We start from the raw sequence: 18,228 nt of genomic DNA, 5'->3' as shown, positions 1-18,228 counted from the left end.
GGATCATAGTTGCATATTTTTCTTTTTCAAAAAATATTTTTGACGTCGCTCGAGAGTCACCCTAGAGACCGTTTTCATCCAGAATAAACTTGTATCTTTTCTTAGAGCTTTAGGGAATCCATGAAAATTCTAACCGTTGTTGGAGCACGGCCACAGTTTGTTAAGGCTGCCGTCGTCAGCCGGGCTATTAACGAGACCCCGGAACTCTCCGAAGTCATTGTGCACACTGGCCAGCATTTTGATGATAATATGTCCACCATATTTTTCGATGAGTTGGGCATTCCTCATCCTAAATACAACTTAGGTGTCGGTGGTATGTCTCATGCAAGCAATACCGGCAAAATGATGGAAGGAATTGAGCAAAAAATTCTCGATGAAAAACCTGACTTTGTCCTTGTTTTCGGAGATACGGACTCTACCCTCGCGGGGTCTTTAGCGGCTGCGAAATTAGGGGTTAAAGTAGCTCATGTCGAGGCTGGGTTACGTTCGTTCAACCGGGCTATGCCGGAAGAAATCAATCGGATACTTACCGATCATATTTCCTCTATTTTATTCGCGCCATCAGAGATCGCGATGACCCACCTTGCAACGGAAGGCATCAAGGGCGAGATGGTCCAAAATGTCGGTGACGTGATGTACGATGCGATCCGGTTGTTTAACCCAATTGCTGAAGCAAAGTCAAAAGTGATGGAGCGCTTGTCTCTTGATACAGGCGGATATGCACTTTGCACGCTTCACAGAAAAGAGAATACCGACAATAGCGATCGCCTCAAGGCGATTATCGATGGTTTAGGTCAAGTTGACTTGAGAATTGTTTTGCCTCTACATCCGCGCACAAAGATGATCCTGAAAAAGACCGATGCAACTCTGCCAAGCAACATTAGCATAATAGAGCCTGTTGGATACCTAGATATGATAACGCTTCAGCGTTACGCCGGTGTTATCGGCACAGACAGCGGCGGGATACAAAAGGAAGCTTATTTCCAAAAGGTTCCCTGCGTCACTTTTCGAGATGAAACGGAGTGGACCGAATTAGTTGACCTTGGTGTGAACATATTAGCTGGCGCTGATGCTGCTCTTATTGCCCAATCCATGAACAACGCTCGTTCAATCGAACAAATTACAGAAGTATATGGCGCAGGAGATGCTTCCAATCAGATAACCCAACGCTTAGTGGGTGAGGGCAATCGTGGCTGAATTGAATCCAATCCATCTCAAAATAGCAATACTCGTTCATTACTATCCGCCAATAAACAGTTCGGGCGCCAAACGTTTTGAAGCCATGACCAAATTCTTCGCGCGCGCGGGGCATACAGTGACTGTCTGCACCACTAGTAAATCCGGATCGGATGGCGAGTTTACCGAAGAGACGCCCAAAGGCGTAGCTGTTTTTGAACTTGACCGGCTAGGTAGGATTAGCCCGTCCGAACAAGGCAAAAGGCAATTCGAGGACATGTATAGTGACAAGCCCTCGTTCAGCCGCAGATTAAAAGCCATAGTAATGGACCTTTTCGGCCAGTTGCCCGACCCAAGATTGCCGTTTGCGCTGGGGTTTGGCAGTCCTTTTTTAGCACCGGAAGTGAAGCAGGCTCTGCGAGAATCGGATGTTGTAGTGGGTTCTTGCCCGCCGTGGCCGTTGGTTTTGGCCTCGCTGATCGTTTCGAAGCGCTTCGGTCCGCTATGCATTATGGATTACCGCGATCCGTTCAGTGATTGCCATGAAATGCCCGGCGGTCGTTTTGCCAAATTTGTCGAGAAGGTCGTCGATAAATTTCTTGTCCGCCGCGCTGATGCTGTGGTGGCTATTTCCGGGCCGATGGCTGAATATTATCGGAATTTCAATCCTAAGACTTCTGTTATTATGAACGGGTACGACCACGAGGTTATCGAGCAAGTCGCTTTAGATAATATTTGGCAGGCGAAGAGCGCGCAAGATCCTATAGTCCTGCGCTATATGGGGCTGGTGTCACCGGGCCGAGTGCCGCATAATTTACTGGCAGCACTGACAAAAGCTGTGCGCGCGAAACCAGAACTGCTGGAACGGCTTCGCTTTGAATATTATGGTCCCGGCGACATAATGCGTAAAACTTTGGACGCCGAATATCCGGATATCGCCGAGCTGTTCCATTTCAACTCCAACATACCATATCGACAGGCATTGGGCCTTATGTTGACGGCGGACTATCTTTTGTTTTGTGAAACGTCATCGAAACATAATCTAAGTGCGCAAGGAATACTGACTACAAAGTTATTTGAGTATATAGCCTCGGGCCGCCGAATCGTGGCCGATATCGACAAGCAAACTCTCGCTGGTGGATTGGTTGCAAAAGCAGATGCTAGCCATGTAATTTCGACAGACCCGAATCATTTTGAAGAATTTCTACTGTCGGATGGCTTTCTATCGCCTGGACCTTCCAAACCCTCTCTGATCGCGAATAATTTATCTCGCAAGTTCGCCGCGGATCAGTATATGGAATTGATGAAAAGCATGGTTTTTCCTACAAAAAATTGACTTAGAATTGAAAAAGGACTCCGCGACAATGGCTGATCGCGAATACCAAATTTGCACACGCTGTATAATGGATACTAGTGATCCCAATATTATCTTCGATGGTGCAGGACGCTGCGACTATTGCGTAAATTTTGATGAGGTCATGCAACCCGCATGGAATGCAGACAAAGCAAATTCTGTAAAGCTGGATAAGGTAACAGACGAAATTCGAACGGCAGGTAAAGGTAAGGACTTTGACTGTATTATCGGCTTGTCTGGTGGCTTGGACAGCAGTTATGTTGCCCATATTGTAACCAAAGTAATGAAGCTACGTCCGCTTCTGGTCCATGTCGATGCTGGCTGGAATACTGATCAAGCGGTAGGCAACATCGAAAAATTGGTGGATGGCCTGGGTGCAGATCTTTATACTGATGTGGTAGATTGGGGAGAAATGAAGGATTTGCAACTTGCATTTTTCAAAGCACAAATTCCCGATCAGGACCTGCCTCAGGATGCATCCTTTTTCTCTGGTTTGTACAAATTTGCTCGCAAATACGGCGTAAAACACATTGTGACTGGTGCAAACCACCAAACCGAATGTTGCCGTGAGCCCGAGGAATGGGGCGGTTATCCTGGAATTGATAAACTGCTTTTTCAGGATATTATGAAAAAGTTCGGCCGTAAGAAGCTCAATAATCTGCAACTAATCGATATCATGCGTTATAAACTCTACTACCGATATATTTTAGGCATGAAGGTGTACAAACCGCTCGACTTGATAAAATATACAAAGGCGGAAGCTGAAACTACTCTTGCAAAGGAATACGGTTGGAAACCATTTCAGCATAAGCACCATGAATCGCGATTTACCCGATTTTATGAAGACTATTGGTTGCCAAAAAAATTCGGATATGAGAAGCGCCGCGCGCATTTTTCAAGCCTAATTATGACCGGTGAAATGACACGGGATGCCGCGCTGAAGCGGATATCTGCGCCTGAATTAGATGGTCATTTTCTGAAGGAAGAATTTGATTATGTTGCGAGCAAACTCGGGATCACATCAAAAGAGCTACAAGATATTTTTGATGGGCCCAACAAGACATATCGGGAATATAAAAACAAACGCTGGATGATAAAACTTGGGGCCGATGCAATGCAAGCTATGGGCCTTGAAAAGCGGCTGTTTAGATGATCAGCATTGTTGACTATGGGCTAGGCAATGTTCAGGCGTTTGCCAATGTCTACAAAAGACTTGGGATAGAGGCTTGTGTTGTTTCCTCGGCTGAGGAACTGGAAAATGCCAAAGGTATAATATTACCCGGTGTCGGTGCTTTTGACCACGCAGTAAAAATGCTTGCTGAATCTGGTTTTAGGCCAATGCTTGAAGAGCTCGTTGTAAAGCGCGAGGTTCCTGTTCTCGGTATTTGTGTAGGAATGCAATTGCTCGCCAATGGAAGCGATGAGGGAGATTTGCAGGGCCTTGGATGGGTACCAGGCCAAGTCCGCAACCTGAAAACGAACCCTGATTTTGGAAATGATCCGCTGCCGCATATGGGCTGGAACGACGTCCATGCGACAAAAGCTTCACCATTGATGCGAAACTTGGAATCTGACGCTCGATTTTATTTTCTGCATAGTTACTATTTCGAATCCGCGACGTCAGATACCGCCCTAGCGACTGTGAATTACGGTTTTAATTTCACAGCTATGGTCAATTTGAAAAACGTTTATGGTGTCCAATGTCACCCCGAGAAAAGTCATCGCTGGGGCGCCCAGTTGCTCAAAAATTTTGCGGAGATTGGCGGGTGTTGAGACCTAGGATTACGCCATGCCTACTCGTTCACAAAGGTGGCTTGGTGAAAACAGTCGGCTTTTCCACACCAAAATATGTGGGCGACCCCATTAACGCTGTAAAGATTTTCAACGAGAAAGAAGCTGACGAGCTTGTTGTCTTAGACATTGACGCAACCGTTAATGGGTCTGAACCAGATTATGATATGATCCGCAATCTGGCCAATGAAAGCCGTATGCCTTTATGCTATGGCGGCGGTGTGAAAACAGCGGAACAAGCAAGCCGGATAGTCTCGCTGGGCGTTGAAAAAGTTGCGGTCAGCTCTGCCGCCGTAGAAGACCCGTCGCTAATTTCCGAGGTCGCCGCCCAAATTGGCCGTCAAAGTGTCGTCGTCGTTATTGATACACATAAGAAATCTTTTGGTCGTGGATATGAGGTTTACACCCACAACGGAACGCGCGGTGCGAAAAAGGAACCTATTACATTTGCAAAAGAGGTCGCGCAATTGGGCGCGGGTGAGATAATTTTCAATTCCATCGACAATGATGGTCAAATGGCAGGATATGATCTCTCTTTGGCAGCGAAGTTGCGCGATTCGGTAGATATTCCCATCACCATTTTGGGTGGAGCAGGATCGCTCGATCATATGGCGGCGTTGTTTGAGGCGTGCGGCATTGTGGGCGCATCCGCTGGAAGTTTTTTCGTTTTCAAAGGGCCCTATAAGGCCGTTCTCATCACCTATCCAAGCCAGCAACAGAAAGCTTCGTTGATCAATGTTTAAAGACCGCACCCTTTTGATTACCGGCGGCACCGGTTCCTTCGGCAATGCAGTGCTCAGACGCTTTCTAGACAGCGACTTGAAGGAAATAAGAGTTTTCAGCCGCGATGAGAAAAAGCAGGATGATATGCGCAAGCTGTATAGTCATCCTAAGCTCAAATTTTATATCGGCGATGTTCGTGATCCAGGTAGTGTTGCCGGTGTAATGAACGGCGTAGATTATGTTTTTCACGCAGCGGCTTTGAAACAAGTGCCATCTTGTGAGTTTTATCCGATGGAAGCGGTCAGGACCAACGTGCTTGGTACGGAAAATGTGATCAATGCCGCCGTTGCAGCAAAAGTCAAACGGGTAATATGTCTGAGCACTGACAAAGCCGTTTACCCGATCAATGCAATGGGGATATCAAAGGCCATGATGGAAAAGGTCATGGTTGCCGCATCCCGAAACGCAAATGACAAAACGATCATTTGCGGGACGCGCTACGGGAATGTCATGGCATCTCGCGGATCTGTAATCCCGTTATTTGTTGAACAAATTGCCGCTGGCAAGCCAATAACCGTTACTGATCCGGAAATGACCAGATTCATGATGACATTGGATGATGCCGTTGAACTAGTGCTTTACGCGTTCGAGCATGGCAAGAATGGTGATATTTTTGTTCAAAAGGCACCAGCAGCGACGGTCGCGGTATTGATCAAGGCAATTTTGAACATTATGAAAAAACCTGATCACGAGGTGCAGGAAATCGGTACTCGTCATGGTGAGAAACTATATGAAGTTCTGCTTAGCCGGGAAGAGCGCGCTGCAGCAGAAGAACTGGGCGACTATTTTAGAGTATCGGCGGATTCTCGAGATTTGAATTATGATAAATATTTCAACGAAGGCGAAACAACCATCACGAGTTCGGAAGACTATAACTCACATAATACTAGCAGGCTTGATGTCGATGGCATGCAAGAATTATTGTTGAAGCTGCCCTTCATTCGAAAGATTGCGAACGAAAAAACGGCCTTTGATAAGGACATGAACTGATGCAGGTCGCAATCACGGGAGCAAAAGGTTTCATCGCTCGAAACCTGCGTGTGCGCTTAACTGAACTTGGTTATGATGACATCCGTCAGATCAGTCATCAACTGACAAGCGCGGAATTGGATAGCGCATTAACTGACGTAGATATGGTGTTCCATCTTTCAGGCGTGAATCGACCAAAGGATCCGGCGGAATTTATCGAGGGTAATGTAGGGTTTACTGGGCTGATATGCGATTCATTGGTACGGGTTGCTCCCAAAGCAGCGATTGTGTTTTCATCATCCACGCAAGCTGCGATCGACAATGAATATGGTGGCAGCAAAAAAACGGCGGAAGATGTATTGATTAAACATGGCGAGACAACCGGTGCTGCGGTGATGATATCTCGCCTTACCAACGTGTTTGGTAAATGGAGCCGCCCGAACTACAATTCGGCCGTGGCAACATTTTGTCATAATATCGCTAACGACCTGCCAATCACGGTCAATAATCCCGACGCACCTTTGAAGTTGGTATATATTGATGATGTGATCGCAAGCTTAATTGGTTTACTCAATGAGAATACCCGACCGAGCGGTTTTTTTGATGTGACACCGGAATATGATACGACGGTCGGTGAGGTCGCTGATATTATTAGAAGCTTCCGCGAAAGCCGAACATCACTCGTTACTCCCCCCGTTGGCGAAGGGCTTGTTCGCGCATTATATTCCACTTACGTATCCGTGTTTACGCCAAAGCAATTTGCTTATGATTTGCCGATGCATGGCGATCCCAGAGGTACTTTTTCGGAGATGCTTAAGACCCCAGATTGTGGACAGTTTTCCTATTTTACGGCGCACCCCGGGATCACCCGGGGAGAACATTATCATCATTCGAAAACCGAAAAATTTCTTGTTCTTAAAGGAAAAGCAAATTTTGGCTTTCGCCATATTGAAACCAATGAGACACACAATATTGTCACTAGCGGTAAAAAAGCTCAAGTCGTTGAAACAGTGCCGGGCTGGACGCATGACATTACTAACATTGGTGACGACGAGATGATCGTAATGTTGTGGGCGAACGAGGTGTTTGATAGAGACCGGCCAGATACGATCGCTATGAAAGTCAATTCATGACAAAATTGAAGGTAGCCACTGTTATCGGGACTAGACCCGAGATTATTCGATTATCAAGGGTATTAGCCGCTTTGGACGCTCATTGTGAACACGTCCTAATTCATACTGGGCAAAACCATGATTACGAACTGAATCAAGTTTTTTTTGATGATCTTGGTGTTCGCAAACCGGATTATTTTTTGGATTGTGCCGTGGGAAGCGCGAATGCTGCAGAAACTATTGGCAACCTTATTATTGCGGTTGATAGTGCGTTAGCGGAAGTAGAGCCAGATGCCTTGTTGGTGCTTGGCGATACCAATAGCTGCCTATCAGTAATTCCAGCCAAGCGCCGGAAAATTCCAATTTTCCATATGGAAGCGGGTAATAGATGTTTTGATCAGCGAGTGCCTGAAGAGACAAACCGCCGAATTGTCGATCATGTCGCAGATATAAATCTCACTTATAGCAGTATAGCGCGTGAGTACCTGCTTCGAGAGGGCGTGCCGCCTGATCAGGTGATAAAGACCGGCAGCCCGATGTATGAGATAATCCATCATTATCTCCCGCAGATTGAAAGTTCAGATGTTTTAACTCGGCTTGATTTGACGGAAGGTCAGTATTTTCTGGTTAGTGCACATCGCGAAGAGAACATCGAACCCGAAAAGAGCTTTAACCAACTTGTGGAAATTTTGAACGGGATTGCGTCCGATTATGATCTGCCTGTCATTGTATCGACCCATCCGCGCACTCGTGCGCATATTGACAGACAGGGCGTCGAATTTCATCCTAAAATCCAACTGTTAAAACCTATGGGTTTCTTTGACTATATCAAGCTTCAGCAAAGCGCCCGCGCGGTCCTTTCCGATAGCGGTACAATAACGGAAGAAAGCTCGATCCTGAATTTTCCAGCCCTCAATATCCGGGAAGCCCATGAACGGCCAGAGGGAATGGAAGAAGCAGCTGTAATGATGACAGGCTTGGATCCGAAGCGTGTCAGTCAGTGTCTTTCGATCCTGACGTCTCAGGCGCGTGGCAAAAATCGCGATCTCAGGTTAGTCGGTGATTACTCCATGCCGAACGTTTCAGAGAAAGTGGTCCGGATAATCCATAGCTACACGGGTTATGTTAACCGAGTGGTGTGGAAAAAAAGCTAATATAATGTCCAAAACTCTGCACGTTTTGGTCGTGACGCAATATTTTTGGCCGGAGACTTTCCGCATAAATGATCTGGTTTCAGAACTGGTCAACCGCGGACACGAAGTGACCGTGTTGACGGGACAACCAAACTACCCTGCCGGAAAGATTTTCCAGGATTATCGCGACGATCCCGCTGCTTTTTCGTCTTACGCGGGCGCAAAAGTTATTCGGGTTCCGTTGATTTCACGCGGCAAAGGAAGCCTACGCCTGCTCTTAAACTACGCCAGTTTTGCGATCTCAGGATGTACAATTGGAGTCTGGAAAATTCGCCGCGTCAAATTTGATGTTATTTTTTCGCCCCAACTTTCTCCCATCACGGCCATGCTGCCGGCGGTGCTAATTCGGCAGGTGCGCAAGCGCAAGTTTGCAATGTGGGTACTGGATTTATGGCCAGACACATTAAAGGCCCTAGGTATTATCAAATCTTCTCGACTGTTAAACATGGTCGGACGTCTTGTGGGTTTTGTTTATCACCGCACGGACAAGCTTTATGTTCAGTCAGAAGGCTTTATTCCCAACGTGCTGGAACACACGAAGAAACCCGTAGAGCTAGAGTTTTTACCTAATTGGTCGGAGGACATACCCGAACTAAATTCGGTGGAGCCTAGCCCCGAGGTGACGGCTGTGCCAAAAAGCTTCGACATAATGTTCGCAGGAGCCGTTGGTGAAGCACAGGATTTTCCGGCCATTTTGGAAGCTGCTGAGCAGCTTAAGGATGTACCACAATTGCGATGGCTCATTGTAGGCGACGGGCGTGTTTCCGATTGGGTGGCAGAAGAAATCAATCGGCGAGGCCTGACAAATATTATCATGTTGGGAAGACATCCGGTCGAAACCATGCCCTCCTTCTACAAACACGCAGATGTGATGTTGGTATCCCTAAAAGCAGAACCAATTTTCGCAAGTACGATCCCCGGAAAGATACAATCTTATCTCGCTGCGGGGAAACCGATTATTGCTATGCTGGACGGCGAAGGGGCAAAAGTAATTAAGAGTTCCGGAGCGGGGATAAGTGTCCCAGCAAGCAATGCATCAGAATTGGCGGCTACGATTCGGACAATGATGTCAATGGAACAGTCCGAACTGCGCGCGATGGGTAAAGCCAGCAAGGAATATTCAAATAAAGTTTTCGACCGGAAAAAAATCATTGATCGAATTGAACGTGACTTATTTAGCCTCAAGGCCGTAGAAAAATGATCGATAAACGCCAGATTTTCGATGCATGCCTATTGGGCAAAACCAGCTTGGTAGATGAGCTGCTGGCGACGGGTCTCTCACCGAACTGTCGTGATGATAGACAACGCACGCCGCTCATGGTGGCATGCTGGCTTGGTAATATTGAGTTATGCAACCTTCTGTTGAAACGCGGGGCTGACGCAAATGCTAAAAACCAAAATGGTACGACGGTCTTTATGTACGCAAAATCATCAGCGCTAGGCAGTGGTAACACGAACATTATGAAGCTGGTGCTAGAACATGGTGCCGATATCAACGCCCGTGATGATGCGGGGCTGACAATTCTGGAATACGTCGAGAATGCGACCGAGAAGGTCCATAAATTTATTTGTTCAAATGGAGGTATAAAGTGAAAATTTGTATTTTAACCTATGATGCGCCCCATCTAAAAACGTCTCAAGTTTTTCACGTTCTTAAGAATAGAGAAATGCTGGATGTAGATTTCCTGCTTATGCCGTTTATCGAGCGTCCAGGTCGAGAAGTCGCGTTTCAGCATAGGCCTGAACAATTTGTCGGAGTTGCGCCAAGAACATTAGCTGCCGCCTATGATCGTGTGGTTCATGACTATGATAACTGGCAACAGGTGCTAGACCAATATGACCAATTCATAGTCTGCGGTTCCAATCTCATCGAACGCGAATTTGCCAACTCGGGAAAAATCCTGAATTGTCACTCTGGTTTGATTCCTGCTGTGCGTGGCTTGGACTCGTTCAAATGGGCTATTTTGAATCAATCGCCGATTGGGAATACATTGCATCAATTGGATGAGTACGCAGATGCAGGCGTAGTCCTCGCTCATTCTCGCACGCCAATTTATTCTGGCGATACGTTGCAGTCTTTTGCCGTCCGTCACTATGAAAGTGAAATTTGGATGCTCGGAAATTTCGATACAGTCATAAAAAGCGCCACCGTGGAGGAATTCGAAGTTGGTAATCCAACAAAACGGATGCCGATTACGGTTGAACAGGAAATGTTGCTGGCCTTTGACGCCTACAAAACGAAATACTGCTAAAACGGGAGAGTTTTCCGGGTGTTTCTGAGTGTGGATTTGACCCGCAGTTTTGTTGACGTGCAGATGTGGCAAAACCCATTTGTTGCTCGGCACGCCACAGACCGATCCACACAGATTTGTAGAAGATGGTTATACGACTTCTACGGTTAGAGAAAATTGTACCCCTTAACATTACCGTCCATAGTCCTTAGTAGAATAGGCTGTGAATCTAATTTCAAAACGATTTGTTAAATTTCAAAATCGAAATTCAACTGGTCGGGCCTGATGCCTTCAATTTTTCTGGCTTGGTCGAATGGCTGAGAGTATCGGGCCTTGAAAAATTCTTTCACCGACGAATTTGGCACCGGCAGGCGTAAGATGCTCGCGATCTTGCGAGATAAATTTACGATCCTCAGTAAATACGGGAACATAACCCTCTCGCTGAGAGATCAGCGCCAGCACGTCAACATACTCGCTTTTCTCAAAAGACTTGAGACCTAACTCATTTGACTCTAGATATTCCGGTACAACTTTAGTCTGGTAAGTATATCTGACTTCTGGGTCCAGCATCATGATCGCATTATTGTTCCAGCCAAAGTTTTTGGTCCCAATGACCACAAACCTAGTATGATCTCGAGTCACAAGCTTTTCGCGAAGCTGATGAATGCAAGGAATATTCTCTGAGTTCAATTTAGTTGCCATAACAATAATATCAGCCGTTGCGGATATTTTCGTTAAATACGGTTCTGAATTTCCTATTTCACATGGCTTTGCGTCAGAATAAGCAACTTGATTGGTATCGAGACGGTGAGTTTTATCCATCATGTTAATGAAATCGCGCGCAAACGAATTGCCGATGACTAAGACTTTTTTACCCGGTCCATCCGGATCAAATTGCACGTCCAAATATTTGTAAGGCGCTTCGTTAAAAGCGATGTTCATACCTTTGCCAAAGTCCTTGTCGTTTTTTGCCAGCTCTGGCCAGCGCGAATAGAAGCCCGAGGTGAAGTGCATCGCAAGTCCGATCGCTATTAAGATAGCTGAAAAACTTGCTGAAAATACATACAACCGAGCGGGTCCTATTCGATCTCGATCCCGGAAAGGAACTTCCACGAAACGCCAAGAAATGTAGCCCATGACAAATGTAGCAATTATGCCAATGCCAAACATGGCAAGCGCCGGTTCCTCCAAACTAACGACTCTGGTAAAAACGTATATCGGCTGATGCCATAAATAGAGACTGTAGCTCATCGCACCAATCACAACGAACGTTCGATTGGATAGAATAGTGTAAGCTAACGATCCCTGCCGATTTAGGGAAATCACCGCGCAAATACCCAAAATGCATATCAAAGTAAAAACGTTTGGATTAAATTCACTGAAGCCATAAAAATAATTTGATAAAAGAATTATCAACAAACCCGAGTTGCTTAATGCCGCTGCAAGTTTATCGTCAACCTTCGCTGCCGCTGCCTTGACTCCTTGCGTCGCAATTATAGATCCTGCTCCTATCTCCCAAATTCTTGAAAATATAAGATAAAAATTGGCGTCTAAAAAACGAGTAGAGGCATAAATACAATATATATAGCTAGTAACTGTTATAAATATTAATACTCGATTAATACCGATCTTATTCCAAAATTTATACGCAATTATTAGCAGAATTGGAGAAAACAGATAGAATTGTTCTTCTACGCCTAAACTCCAGGTATGAACTAATGGTTTCAAATCAATTGATGGATCAAAATACCCCGCAGTCATCCATAGTAGAATATTATTAGAGAAAAATGTCGTGGCGACAATCGATTGTCCAAAATTTTCCAAATCATCAGGAATTAAAATATATGAAAATACCACGACGGATATCGTCATCATGAAGATCAAGGCAGGGATAATTCGTCGTATTCTACGTTCGTAGAATTTGATGATACTAAACTTTTCACCTTCGATCTCGGAAATAAGGATTGTTGTAATAAGATAACCACTGATCACAAAAAATATGTCAACGCCAATGAAACCGCCGGCAAAAGCGCTAATTCCTGCATGAAATAGCATCACCGAGAGAACTGCAATAGCTCTCAAACCGTCGATATCGGGACGATATTTCATGTTACGCATATCGGAACTTTCGCATACTTAGAGTGAGTTTTGACCTAGCTTACAATTCAGAATTGTAAAACAACCGGACTGTAATTCACCACCTCAAAAAGCCCTTTGGGAATTTAAAGGGGTATCAACAGCGGTTCGATTTCGGGATTTAGAAATGGTGCGATCAGGCATCGGTTTAGGAGAAGTGAAAAGGAGCACCAGATAGATAAAGAGGAACCCATTGCTCAGCAGCATTCCTATGAATGTAGCATTGAAAAGTCCCAAGCAATAGAGCGGCCAGAGCGATTGCAGTGCCAGATCTTTGGTAGTCCGGAACCATCGCAGCGATTGGCCTATGAAAAAGGAAATTACACTCAAGCCAACCCAACCAAAATTAACAAACGCGTCAACGAAAAAAACCGTATTTGCATTGGCGGTATCATTCCATCCCCATTGATACTCAAAGACCATACGCTCAAGATTGACCCTTTCCTCACCAAGCAAAAATGCCAAGAAACTGCTGGTTGCGCCGCCCAGCGGAACCCCTGATAATCTTTCGTAAAAAACGTGAAGGGTATCGGTCGCTGTAAATACCGGTACTGCGAATATACGCCAAATTATGGTGCTTATTGGTCCATCCGGCGCATAGCTTGAAGAAAAATAGATTCCAAAGTCTGAACCAACGCCAGAGGTTTCGGTGCTACCCATCGATAAGATGGTCATGATATAAAGCACAATTGGTATGGATAATGCCGCAACTATAAACGCTTTACGGCTTTTATGGTTTGAAAGAGAATAAGCGAACAAGAGTGGGACGAACGCGTTTACAAACAAAAACTTTTGTAGGAAACTGATCGTGAAAAGGAAAAAAAGAGCCAATGAAAAATATCGAACGGAGCTTTTGCGAATAAACTGTATCGCGATGGCGTATGGCATTAGAGCCTGAGCAAAGAACGCAAAAAGATACAAAAGCAAAGATTGCCAGCCTTCCCTTGCTTTAAATAGTTCACCTCTCTCAGAGCTCAACCGCCCTGCATCGGCGCCTTGAAAAAAGGAAAAGATAGGGATGTTATCTGCAGTAGCGAATGTAAGTAACAAGAAAAGCATGAACAATATAACGATTATGTTAGATACTTTTATCTGATCAATATGTATTCTCATTTGGTTTGATTTTTGCGCCTTGTCAAACAAGGGCATCGTAAAACCTATAAATATCATGGCGCACGCAATGATGCACTGGTTTACCAAATCGATGTTGTAACTATCGCTATTGTCCCAATAGTAGGCGCCCAAAGGAATGGCCATGTACATTATTAGGAGAGCAGTTATAAATAAATACACTGCGCTCCTTGGATCAAGAATCTTACTCAGCATTGGCTATTCCAAATCAAAACGCACCGCCAATCAATAGACGCATCGTTGCTATTACCATGATCGCGAGCGCAGCCCACGCCAAAATAATTTTAATATTGGCGACAATTCCAGATAGGAGTGCGTGGACCGGCGCGTTTATCGTTTTCATCACAACAATATAGTAAACAAAATAACTCACAAAACCAGAGGCTGCGTATGCCTCAGAGATATAGGTCACATCAATCTTCCAAGCCAGAAAGACAGAACCGGTGCGCACAAACAGACCAAATATCTGCAACATCAACGCGCGCGCCTGATTATCGGTAACGGCGAGCGCCATAGAAATTGGCGATGTCAGAAACTGTATTATGAACCAAGGCGTCATCCAGGCAACGATAACGCCCGCGCGTTCCCAACCCTCTCCAAATATAATGCCGAACAGAAAGGGTGACACCATGCCTGCTGCCAAAAGCGGCCCGACCCCAGACCGGGTTAGCAAATTAATCGTGTCTACGCTGAACTGAGCAAGGTTATGCTTTCTGTGTTCATCGGGAGCACGAGATAAATACACTTGCCCTACGGCTATTCCGAACAATGCCATTGGTGCCTGCAGTACAGAAATTGCAAGGAGGATATATCCGGGTTCAGGCCCAACGGCCAAGGCTGATATCATTATAATCGGGATAAATAACGAGGCCGAGTTGCACAACGACTCCGCCGCCGAATATTTGGGAAAGTTTCGATATCGAGATAATAGTTTGCGAATGCGGACTTTCGAAATTACCGAAAGTCTTATTGTTTTCTTACGGACCATATTCTGACCCAAAACGAAAAACGAAGACCCGACGTTGAACATCGATCCGACAAGTAAGCCAGTGGGTCCAGCCATAATTGATGCAATGCCAAATTGCATAGATACTGCGCTACCGGATTGGATGATCCGGCTTTTTGAAATCATCCCGAACGCTTTTTTACGAACATATAAATTTTGCAACGCACTTGCGCCTGCAGAAAAGAATACTCCGAATGGAATAAACCATAAATATGGCGCAACTGCGGGACGCCCCATTATATCCGCGATCTCATCGGTGTAGAACATGATAACGACGCTCAGGCAAAGGCTGACGAGGCCGGCAATGCACAGTGCCAGCACAAGCAAATTCGCAGCGTCATCTTCCTCTTCGGGCAGAGGAATGGCTATATCAAAGCGCAAACAAGCAGCAACCGTCAGAATGGCGAATAAACTATTAAAAACAGCCAGCGTACTAAAATCTTCCGGTGTATAAAGTCTCGATAATACAGGAAGTGCGAGTGCGGTAATGGCATGCGCTGATGCGGCCCCGCCGACCAGAATTGAGATCGATCGCGCAATCTCATTTTCTCTCGCCTGCGAGAGCCATAGACGAAACTGTTTAATCACTATCCCGGCATGGAAATGTCAAGAAATTGCACGCGCAGCATATCCTTGTGACTAATTTATATTCAAACAGTCGGCTGGTCTCCATTTGAAATGGAATTAAAGCATATCTCAACTCGATCGACAGAGCAGATATTCGCCGCAAACAGCCCTCAGGTCAAACGCTAGGCACGCACAACGGTTGCCGCCCCTTTGTCAAATTTGGCCATGACGTTCCGCGTATCAACGATCAACTTCGCAGCATCGCCGACCATTTTATAATCTACTCCATCATGATCCGTGCAGACCAAAACAGCGTCGTAGCCAGAGACATTTTCTGCTGTAAGGTCTATACTTTCACGGCCAGACATGTTCTCATGTTCGCGCATATGCGGTACTACCGCGACATATGGATCATGGAAATCCACGACGCCACCGCGAGTTTCTATTTCTTCAATCAACGAAAACGCAGGGCTTTCGCGTGTATCCTCAACATTCCTTTTATAAGCAACGCCCAACATCAATATCCGTGCTTCGGCCATGCATTTTTTTCTATGTGTGCTCAAAGATTCCATCAGTTGATCAACAACCAAATAGGGCGCGTTTGTATTAATTTCGCCAGCTAGTTCGATGAATCGCGTCGGAACGTGATATTCTCGCGCCTTCCAAGTAAGATAAAAGGGGTCAATCGGGATACAATGCCCGCCCAGCCCTGGTCCGGGATAAAATGGCATGAAGCCAAATGGCTTGGTTTTTGCCGCATCAATGACTTCCCAGACGTTTATGCCCATCCGGTCGTAAATAACCTTTAGCTCGTTCACCAGCGCGATGTTGACAGAACGGAATATATTCTCGGTCAGTTTTACAGCTTCTGCAACTTCGCAGCTCGCCACTGGAACGACAATATCAACCACAGCGCCGTAAAATGCCTCGGCTATCCGGCTTGCCGCTTGGCCGTCACCGCCAACTACTTTGGGAATAGAGGCAGTGTGGAAGTCGGGGTTTCCGGGATCTTCTCGCTCAGGAGAATAGGCGAGGAAAAAATCTTCACCTGATTTCAAACCCCCTTCCTCGAGGATCGGACGCATAACATCTCTAGTTGTTCCTGGATAAGTGGTCGATTCAAGCGAAATGATCTGTCCGGGACGCAAATTCGATGCAATGCTGCGTGTTGTATCAACTACATAGGAAAGATCTGGCTCACGATATTTGTTCAACGGTGTAGGAACACAAATTATGACTACATCGCATTCGGCGAGATTGCTGAATTCAGACGTTACTTCAAAACGCTTTGCATCGCGCATTGCTTGGATCTTAGCATTGCCTATCCGTCCAATCGGAGACACACCATTATTAATGCTTTCAATTTTGGATGGGTCAACATCAAAACCAAAAATTGAGAAACCGGCGTCAAAAGCGGCAACAGCTAGTGGCAGGCCAACGTAGCCCATCCCGATGATGCCAACTTTGCTCTCCCGTTCTGAAACACGCTGAAAAAGCGCTTCCGAAGGCACTGATTCGATATTTGTCATTTTATATACTCTCAGTTTGTAGCCATTGAGGGAGTGGCCAACGCCTTCGTTAACCCATCAAAAACCGCGTCCACATCAGCTTGTATCCAATACGGATTCATTGGCAGGCTGATAACTTGCTCACTTAGCATTTCCGAAACCGGCAGCGAACCTAGCCCGTCGCCAAAAGCTGCATAAGCAGGCTGCAAATGCATGGGTTTAGGGTAGTAGACCGCCGTTGGTACGCCGATCCCGTCCAGCCGTTCTTTTACAGCATCCCGGTTGTCAACGCGGATAGTATATTGTGCCCAGGCAGAAACAACACCCTCAGCTTTTATCGGCGTAGTGACAAGGTCCTTGAGGCAATCGTGATATGCATCTGCAAGCGAATTACGGTTCGCGATTTCTTCAGCGAAAATTTTAATCTTCGCGAGCAAAATAGCGGCTTGGATTGTATCCAGTCGACTGTTCATTCCTACGCGAACAGTTTCATATTTTGCCTTGCCCTGGCCATGGGTTCTGATTGAGCGCATGGTAGCCGCCAGATCATCATCATTCGTAAAAATGCCGCCGCCATCGCCAAAACAGCCGAGCGGCTTGGCCGGGAAAAAGCTCGTTGTCGTAATCGGCGCAAGTGTACCCACCGGTCGCCCTTTCGCATCGCGCGCACCAAAGCTCTGTGCGGCATCAGAGATATGAAAGAGAGCATGTTCCTTTGCGATCCTATTTATTGTGTCAGAATCATGCGGCAAGCCAAATAGATCTACCGAGATTATCGCCTTTGGTCTCATACCGTCAGCAGTTGCTTTGGCAATTTTTTTGACAAGATCATCGCTATCGATGTTGAACGTCGATGCATCGACTTCAACAAACACCGGAATTGCACCTAGGATCAAAATGACCTCAGCCGTTGCGGTATAAGTGAATGAGGGTACGAACACAGCATCACCATAGCCGATCCCAGCCGCCATCATTGCAATTTGGATTGCATCAGTTCCATTGGCCACGCCAATAGCGTGCTTTACGTCCGAAAACTGCGCCAGCTCTTGTTCAAATTGACCAACTTCCGGCCCCATAATAAAGCGGCCATGATCAAGAACTACAGCAATATTAGCATCAATCTCAGACCTGAGTCTTTCACGTTGCTCGGCCAAGCCAGTAAAAACCAATTTGCGCGTCAATTTCGTATCCTTTAACAGGGAATTGTTTAGGTCGCGCGCCTAACCGGAATATCTAGTTAGTTCAAGTTACATTATGGATTTCTAAATTGA

16 protein-coding genes are annotated in these 18,228 nt (G+C 45.9%); 11 read left to right on the top strand and 5 right to left on the bottom strand.

All coding sequences use genetic code 11. The annotated features are described in order from the left end of the window. Positions 1-120 precede the first annotated feature (120 nt). The 11 genes from wecB (HF685_RS11090) (at position 121) to HF685_RS11040 (ending at position 10,630) form a co-directional block, all read left to right on the top strand. A complete protein-coding gene (wecB, locus tag HF685_RS11090; RefSeq protein ID WP_168819998.1) occupies positions 121-1,197 on the top strand; it encodes a non-hydrolyzing UDP-N-acetylglucosamine 2-epimerase in 1,077 nt (358 codons plus the stop codon). Positions 1,198-1,282: 85 nt separating this feature from the next. Then, on the top strand, positions 1,283-2,512 hold the full coding sequence (locus HF685_RS11085) for a glycosyltransferase (RefSeq protein ID WP_246218831.1): 1,230 nt from the start codon (positions 1,283-1,285) through the stop codon (positions 2,510-2,512). A 67-nt stretch (positions 2,513-2,579) separates the two neighbouring features. Further along, positions 2,580-3,683 (top strand): N-acetyl sugar amidotransferase, encoded by a 1,104-nt coding sequence (locus HF685_RS11080; RefSeq protein WP_246218588.1) that lies wholly within the window; start codon positions 2,580-2,582, stop codon positions 3,681-3,683. Then, positions 3,680-4,303, top strand: coding sequence for an imidazole glycerol phosphate synthase subunit HisH (hisH, locus tag HF685_RS11075; RefSeq protein WP_168819995.1), 624 nt, complete (start codon positions 3,680-3,682; stop codon positions 4,301-4,303). Before HF685_RS11080 ends, hisH begins: the two co-directional genes overlap by 4 nt. Continuing rightward, entirely contained in the window at positions 4,297-5,064 is a 768-nt protein-coding gene (locus HF685_RS11070) for an AglZ/HisF2 family acetamidino modification protein (protein ID WP_168819994.1), read from the top strand. Before hisH ends, HF685_RS11070 begins: the two co-directional genes overlap by 7 nt. Further along, the gene (locus tag HF685_RS11065; protein ID WP_168819993.1) at positions 5,057-6,094 is read left to right on the top strand and encodes a polysaccharide biosynthesis protein; all 1,038 of its coding nucleotides are present in this window, start codon (positions 5,057-5,059) and stop codon (positions 6,092-6,094) included. The genes HF685_RS11070 and HF685_RS11065 overlap by 8 nt, the downstream gene beginning before the upstream one ends. Next, complete coding sequence (wbjC, locus tag HF685_RS11060) at positions 6,094-7,206, top strand: UDP-2-acetamido-2,6-beta-L-arabino-hexul-4-ose reductase (RefSeq protein ID WP_168819991.1); 1,113 nt, start codon at positions 6,094-6,096, stop codon at positions 7,204-7,206. The genes HF685_RS11065 and wbjC overlap by 1 nt, the downstream gene beginning before the upstream one ends. Further along, complete coding sequence (wecB, locus tag HF685_RS11055; protein ID WP_168819989.1) at positions 7,203-8,339, top strand: non-hydrolyzing UDP-N-acetylglucosamine 2-epimerase; 1,137 nt, start codon at positions 7,203-7,205, stop codon at positions 8,337-8,339. The genes wbjC and wecB (HF685_RS11055) overlap by 4 nt, the downstream gene beginning before the upstream one ends. A gap of 4 nt (positions 8,340-8,343) precedes the next feature. Continuing rightward, positions 8,344-9,579 carry a glycosyltransferase family 4 protein gene (locus HF685_RS11050; protein WP_211051142.1) on the top strand — a complete coding sequence of 412 codons (1,236 nt, stop codon included), beginning with the start codon at positions 8,344-8,346 and terminating at the stop codon, positions 9,577-9,579. Next, entirely contained in the window at positions 9,576-9,971 is a 396-nt protein-coding gene (locus HF685_RS11045; RefSeq protein ID WP_168819987.1) for an ankyrin repeat domain-containing protein, read from the top strand. Before HF685_RS11050 ends, HF685_RS11045 begins: the two co-directional genes overlap by 4 nt. Then, complete coding sequence (locus HF685_RS11040) at positions 9,968-10,630, top strand: formyltransferase family protein (RefSeq protein WP_168819985.1); 663 nt, start codon at positions 9,968-9,970, stop codon at positions 10,628-10,630. The genes HF685_RS11045 and HF685_RS11040 overlap by 4 nt, the downstream gene beginning before the upstream one ends. A 270-nt stretch (positions 10,631-10,900) precedes the next feature. Here the strand turns inward: HF685_RS11040 and HF685_RS11035 are convergent, their stop codons facing one another. The 5 genes from HF685_RS11035 to HF685_RS11015 form a co-directional block, all read right to left on the bottom strand. Then, positions 10,901-12,727: an acyltransferase family protein gene (locus HF685_RS11035; RefSeq protein ID WP_168819983.1), complete on the bottom strand. Its 1,827-nt coding sequence runs from the start codon at positions 12,725-12,727 to the stop codon at positions 10,901-10,903. Between the two features lie 84 nt (positions 12,728-12,811). Continuing rightward, on the bottom strand, positions 12,812-14,071 hold the full coding sequence (locus HF685_RS11030; protein WP_211051139.1) for a hypothetical protein: 1,260 nt from the start codon (positions 14,069-14,071) through the stop codon (positions 12,812-12,814). A 13-nt stretch (positions 14,072-14,084) separates the two neighbouring features. Next, the gene (locus HF685_RS11025) at positions 14,085-15,470 is read right to left on the bottom strand and encodes an oligosaccharide flippase family protein (RefSeq protein WP_168819978.1); all 1,386 of its coding nucleotides are present in this window, start codon (positions 15,468-15,470) and stop codon (positions 14,085-14,087) included. Positions 15,471-15,631: 161 nt separating this feature from the next. Then, complete coding sequence (locus HF685_RS11020) at positions 15,632-16,978, bottom strand: nucleotide sugar dehydrogenase (RefSeq protein WP_168819976.1); 1,347 nt, start codon at positions 16,976-16,978, stop codon at positions 15,632-15,634. Between the two features lie 11 nt (positions 16,979-16,989). Continuing rightward, positions 16,990-18,138 (bottom strand): DegT/DnrJ/EryC1/StrS family aminotransferase, encoded by a 1,149-nt coding sequence (locus HF685_RS11015; RefSeq protein WP_246218587.1) that lies wholly within the window; start codon positions 18,136-18,138, stop codon positions 16,990-16,992. Positions 18,139-18,228: the final 90 nt, after the last annotated feature.

The organism is Parasphingorhabdus halotolerans, from assembly GCF_012516475.1.
GTDB classification, from domain to species: Bacteria; Pseudomonadota; Alphaproteobacteria; order Sphingomonadales; family Sphingomonadaceae; genus Parasphingorhabdus; species Parasphingorhabdus halotolerans.
This window is presented reverse-complemented; position numbering and strand designations above follow the sequence as displayed.

Bases quoted from the DNA above. Each gene is read 5' to 3' on its own strand.
- wecB (WP_168819998.1), top strand. From the start codon at position 121: ATGAAAATTCTAACCGTTGTTGGAGCACGGCCACAGTTTGTTAAGGCT.
- HF685_RS11085 (WP_246218831.1), top strand. From the start codon at position 1,283: ATGACCAAATTCTTCGCGCGCGCGGGGCATACAGTGACTGTCTGCACC.
- HF685_RS11080 (WP_246218588.1), top strand. From the start codon at position 2,580: ATGGATACTAGTGATCCCAATATTATCTTCGATGGTGCAGGACGCTGC.
- hisH (WP_168819995.1), top strand. From the start codon at position 3,680: ATGATCAGCATTGTTGACTATGGGCTAGGCAATGTTCAGGCGTTTGCC.
- HF685_RS11065 (WP_168819993.1), top strand. From the start codon at position 5,057: ATGTTTAAAGACCGCACCCTTTTGATTACCGGCGGCACCGGTTCCTTC.
- wbjC (WP_168819991.1), top strand. From the start codon at position 6,094: ATGCAGGTCGCAATCACGGGAGCAAAAGGTTTCATCGCTCGAAACCTG.
- wecB (WP_168819989.1), top strand. From the start codon at position 7,203: ATGACAAAATTGAAGGTAGCCACTGTTATCGGGACTAGACCCGAGATT.
- HF685_RS11050 (WP_211051142.1), top strand. From the start codon at position 8,344: ATGTCCAAAACTCTGCACGTTTTGGTCGTGACGCAATATTTTTGGCCG.
- HF685_RS11045 (WP_168819987.1), top strand. From the start codon at position 9,576: ATGATCGATAAACGCCAGATTTTCGATGCATGCCTATTGGGCAAAACC.
- HF685_RS11035 (WP_168819983.1), bottom strand. From the start codon at position 12,727: ATGCGTAACATGAAATATCGTCCCGATATCGACGGTTTGAGAGCTATT.
- HF685_RS11030 (WP_211051139.1), bottom strand. From the start codon at position 14,071: ATGCTGAGTAAGATTCTTGATCCAAGGAGCGCAGTGTATTTATTTATA.
- HF685_RS11020 (WP_168819976.1), bottom strand. From the start codon at position 16,978: ATGACAAATATCGAATCAGTGCCTTCGGAAGCGCTTTTTCAGCGTGTT.